The sequence below is a fragment of the Kitasatospora nipponensis genome, from assembly GCF_039528135.1.
GTDB lineage: Bacteria > Actinomycetota > Actinomycetes > Streptomycetales > Streptomycetaceae > Kitasatospora > Kitasatospora nipponensis.
On sequence record NZ_BAAALF010000631.1, the window covers coordinates 1 to 809 of the forward strand.

The following is an 809-nucleotide window of genomic DNA, read 5'->3' on the forward strand; positions in this document are numbered from 1 at the left end:
CGGCCGGCCCGCCCGGGCCGAAGCAGAGCACGGTCAGGGCCAGCACGGTGGGTGCCAACCAACGGACCCGGCGCACCAGTGCGGACCACCGAGCGGAGCTCGGCACGCTTGCTGCCTTCACACGTCATCTCCAGCCAGAGGGCCGAACCCGGCGCTCCCTCGATACCCTCGGCCAGCATGGAAATATGACTAATGCTCACTCTGTCACCGGGTTGGGTGCGTCCCTGCACTCCGTTGCCCGCCCCCGCACACCGCCGCCTGACCGCCGAGGCCGGGCGGCTCCGCCAGATCACCTTGTTGAGGGAGAGTCAGAGCGCTGCTCACCCAAACGGCATTCATGTACCGACCGGAGGTCAAGTCCTCCGCCTGCTTCACGGTGGCCTCGCTGGGGGTGGGCATCCGGGACGCGACGGGCAACAACCTGGACTTTCCCGGCGGTCTGACGAACCAGCAGATCTGCCCGAAGGGGCTGACCGTGAAGACCGGGGCGCGGTCGTTCGCGGCGGGGACGTACCGGATGTTCGGGTACTACCAGGACCAGGCCGGCGCCTGGTACAACCTCCCGGAGCAGGTGTTCACCGTCACGGGTTCCTCCAACGCCGACCCGTCTGCGCCGGTGGCCGGCAAGAAGCTGATCTGGCGGGAGGAGTTCGACGGCCCGATCTCCGCGGCCAAGTGGAACAAGGCGACCAGCAGCGCCTACCGCTACGGCAACTACAACCCGGATGACGACAAGCTCGACCGGATCGACCCCGACAAAGTCACGGTGACCGACGGCACGGCGGTGTTCAGTGGCACCCCCAGCAACT

1 pseudogene is annotated in these 809 nt (G+C 67.6%); it reads left to right on the forward strand.

Features of this window, described 5'->3' with window-relative positions:
• Positions 1-337 precede the first annotated feature (337 nt).
• Positions 338-809: pseudogene (locus ABD323_RS42375) on the forward strand (glycoside hydrolase family 16 protein); the annotation flags it as partial.